A 3,437-nucleotide genomic window follows, 5' to 3' on the forward strand; every position below is an offset into this window, starting at 1 on the left:
ATATTCAGATATCATATCTTCGAATGATTACAGCAAAATTAGATTTCAGGGAAGTGCTGTTATCGATGGTATTTATGATGCTGTCGGAGGTGAGTTGTTAGCCGGTGGTTATGGTGGTAGTAACTCAGAAACATATGCCGCGCAAATGCATATTCGTGATGTAACCAGTATAAAAGGGATCTCCGGTACAGCTTGGGCAGGAAGTAATGGCATGGAGATGTTGCAAATATTGGAATGGAATGATGGGGAAGAGAAAAAAATTGGTAAGTATTCACGCGGAAAGACATCTGAAATCCCACAAATTGATGACTCTATTTATAGTGTTATCGTGTACTCATCATCAGCTAAATCGCCTCGGTATGTAACAGGAATACAATTTGTTTATCGATAAAAAACACCCCTTACAGTTAACAACTCATCAATATATCATGCCTACTTAATTAGACAGGGTGTAGTCTCGCACATTAAAAAAGCCTGAGATTACTTTAGAAATAGATTTGAAAGGAGTTACTGTATGAAAATACAGCAACTCCTCTCTTTTTTATCGAAGGATCAATTAAGTAATTCATGTATTTGATATAGTTTGTATATCACCTCCCCAGAGAGTACCCAGAGTTATGGATTACCGCCAGTTACGCGCATTTACCGCTGTTTTTGAAGAGAAAAATATGACCGCAGCAGCGCATCGCTGCCATATTTCGCAACCTGCACTATCGGCGGCTATCCGGCAACTCGAAGATCAGCTGGGTATCGAGTTGTTCATTCGCCAGCCTAAAGGGGTTGCGCTAACTGAAGAAGCACGGCGGCTCTACCCGACAGCGCGTCGTCTGGTCAACGAGATCAATGCCCTGCCCGATCTGTTTGCCGAACAAGGTAATGCGCTCAGTTTACAAATTGGTCTGATGCCCGATCTTGGCCAACAGTTGCAAAGCCAGATCATGGCAGCATGTTATCATGCGATCCCCAATTTAAAACTGGATGTACGATCCGGCTGCTGCGGAGATATGCGGATCGATCTTGATACTGCGCTGTGTGATGACGATCTATTCTTTCCCTTGATCGATGAAGAGTACCGCGTAGCGATCGCTCCTGATCACCCGCACAGTAGAGTATTGCGCGCTCTGTTTGCCGAAAAAGGTACGATTTCAGCCAGTGACATTCCTGCCAATAGTTGGCTTGTTTGTAATAACAGCGCCAGTTATCAGCGTATTATGGGCATACTTTCACAGCACTCACTGGTACTTTCCCCCAAAGCAAAAACAGAAACCGATATTCAACTGGCCGCTATGATCAACGCCGGATTAGGTATTGGTCTGTTACCCAGCAGCGCGTTAGCAGATTGGCCAGTTTTACAAACATATACACTGCCCGAGTTAACCCTTTCCCGTAGAATTGGCTGGTGTTACAGCGTAGAAGCCGCTCAATTACCTGCTGTGCAACAAATCATTCACTATTTCTCTGAACCAGATCGCCTGAAATAAGCATCTACTTGTATTTGACTACCCACTATTCTAGCAACCTTCGGGTAAATCATTCGACTAATCAGAATGGTTTGCCCGATTTTTTGCGCTTTTTACCCTTATTTTTTCGTGTAAATTGAAGTTATGCCCACAACGGCGTTTTTTTAACTACACTGACAGTGTGCATTTTGTTATTAACGGTTTTGTTTCATCACTACGTTCGATTAACACCGTTTAAGCAACAAAAAGCACAACACGGATGAATACAGGAAGCGAATTTATGAGTAACGTATTGGTTTTAAAATCCAGCATCATGGCTGCCCAGTCACAATCGAACAAAATGGCCGACTTTCTGATTGCGCAATACCAAGAAAAAGGTGACAACGTCACTGTACATGATCTGGTCGCGAACCCGATTCCAATGCTCGACAGCGAAACAGTCGGAGCACTCCGCCCAACCGGTGAACTGAGCCCGCGTCAGCAGGAAGCACTGACACTGTCAGACCACTTAATTAACGAGCTTTTGGCGCACGATATTATTGTGTTAGCAGCACCTATGTATAACTACAGCATTCCCGTTCAGCTAAAAGCTTATATTGATATGGTATTACGGGCAGGAAAAACATTCCGCTACACTGAAAAAGGGCCAGAAGGTTTAATCAGCGGTAAGAAAGCCATTGTGCTGAGTAGCCGTGGCGGGATCCATAAAGATTTACCTACTGACCATATCACGCCCTATTTGCAAACCGTGCTGAATTTTATCGGTATTACAGATATTGATTTCGTTTATGCCGAAGCCATTGCTTACGGGCCCGATGCCGTAAACCAAGCACACACGGCAGCACGTGAACAGTTAGCCGCGCTGATTAATGGCTAGAATAAGTTGCGTAATCAAACAGCACTCTTTTAGCATAAAGTTTGCGTGAATATAGTTTAGGAATAACAACAGGAATAAAGGATATCCACATGAAATATATTGATCTATTGGCTCGAGCGATGATGGCTTATATCTTCATTATTGCCGGATGGGGTAAATTAGGTGCAGGTTATGCCGGAATTGAAGGCTATATGCAGTCGGTCGGGTTACCGGGGTTTTTATTACCACTGGTCATCTTGCTTGAACTGGGTGGTGGTTTAGCGCTGCTGGTGGGTTTCCAAACACGCTTTATGGCCGCAGCATTGGCACTGTTTTGTATCGCCAGTGGTATTATTTTCCACTATCAGCCAGCCGAAAGTATGCAAATGACCATGCTGATGAAAAATATTGCGATGGCCGGTGGTTTACTGATGTGGGTTCAGCATGGTGCAGCAGCACTTAGCTGGGATGCCTACCGTGCCTGCCTGTGTAAAAATAAATAAAATTAAAATTTATCCGGCGAAATAAACGCCATTGATCACCCCAAAAGCCCGCGTTGCGGGCTTTTTTATATTCACGCGATCCATTTAATATGTTTTCAACACTGACCACACTGAATTTACATTCAGCCATGAAATAATTCTGACAACGTTCTTTCACTAAGCAATGACTCTGCCCTATCATTAACCACTTACTTTCTGTTTTTTGCTGTAAAACCGGAGTCTCCAGCTCATGCCCTCAGCGGTACATCACCCCGTATTAACAATCGAAAACTTATCAGTAAAACATAATGACACTGTGCTTATCGCCCCATTCTCAGCACAATTAACACAAGGCCAGCGTATCTCGCTCACCGGTGAGTCCGGCTGCGGTAAAACCACCTTGCTGACGCAGCTTTGTGGCATGCTTCCGGCTCAAAGTGGCCGTATATCTCTGTTCGGATACCCCATTTCACCGGCCACACAAACGGCTATCCGACAAAAAATTGCGTATTTGCCCCAACAAATCCCCGCAGTAGAGATGTCAGTCGAACACTATTTGCAGCGTATTTTGCAGTTTTCTCATAATCAACACCTAAATACACCGGCTATGCAGCCAATTATGCGGCAAAAAACGGTGAC

5 protein-coding genes are annotated in these 3,437 nt (G+C 44.1%); all 5 read left to right on the top strand.

The window, feature by feature from the left end:
• Positions 1-391: hypothetical protein (locus ACRC27_RS07475; protein ID WP_438639556.1), on the top strand; the 391-nt coding region annotated here is incomplete at its 5' end.
• A gap of 226 nt (positions 392-617) precedes the next feature.
• Positions 618-1,481, top strand: coding sequence for a LysR family transcriptional regulator (locus ACRC27_RS07480; protein ID WP_438629091.1), 864 nt, complete (start codon positions 618-620; stop codon positions 1,479-1,481).
• 259 nt (positions 1,482-1,740) lie between these two features.
• Positions 1,741-2,337: an FMN-dependent NADH-azoreductase gene (locus tag ACRC27_RS07485; RefSeq protein ID WP_438621703.1), complete on the top strand. Its 597-nt coding sequence runs from the start codon at positions 1,741-1,743 to the stop codon at positions 2,335-2,337.
• Positions 2,338-2,426: 89 nt separating this feature from the next.
• On the top strand, positions 2,427-2,819 hold the full coding sequence (locus tag ACRC27_RS07490; protein WP_438621704.1) for a DoxX family protein: 393 nt from the start codon (positions 2,427-2,429) through the stop codon (positions 2,817-2,819).
• A gap of 229 nt (positions 2,820-3,048) precedes the next feature.
• Positions 3,049-3,437: ATP-binding cassette domain-containing protein (locus ACRC27_RS07495; RefSeq protein ID WP_438639557.1), on the top strand; the 389-nt coding region annotated here is incomplete at its 3' end.

This window comes from Plesiomonas sp., assembly GCF_051650925.1.
Lineage (GTDB): Bacteria > Pseudomonadota > Gammaproteobacteria > Enterobacterales > CAMTGL01 > Plesiomonas.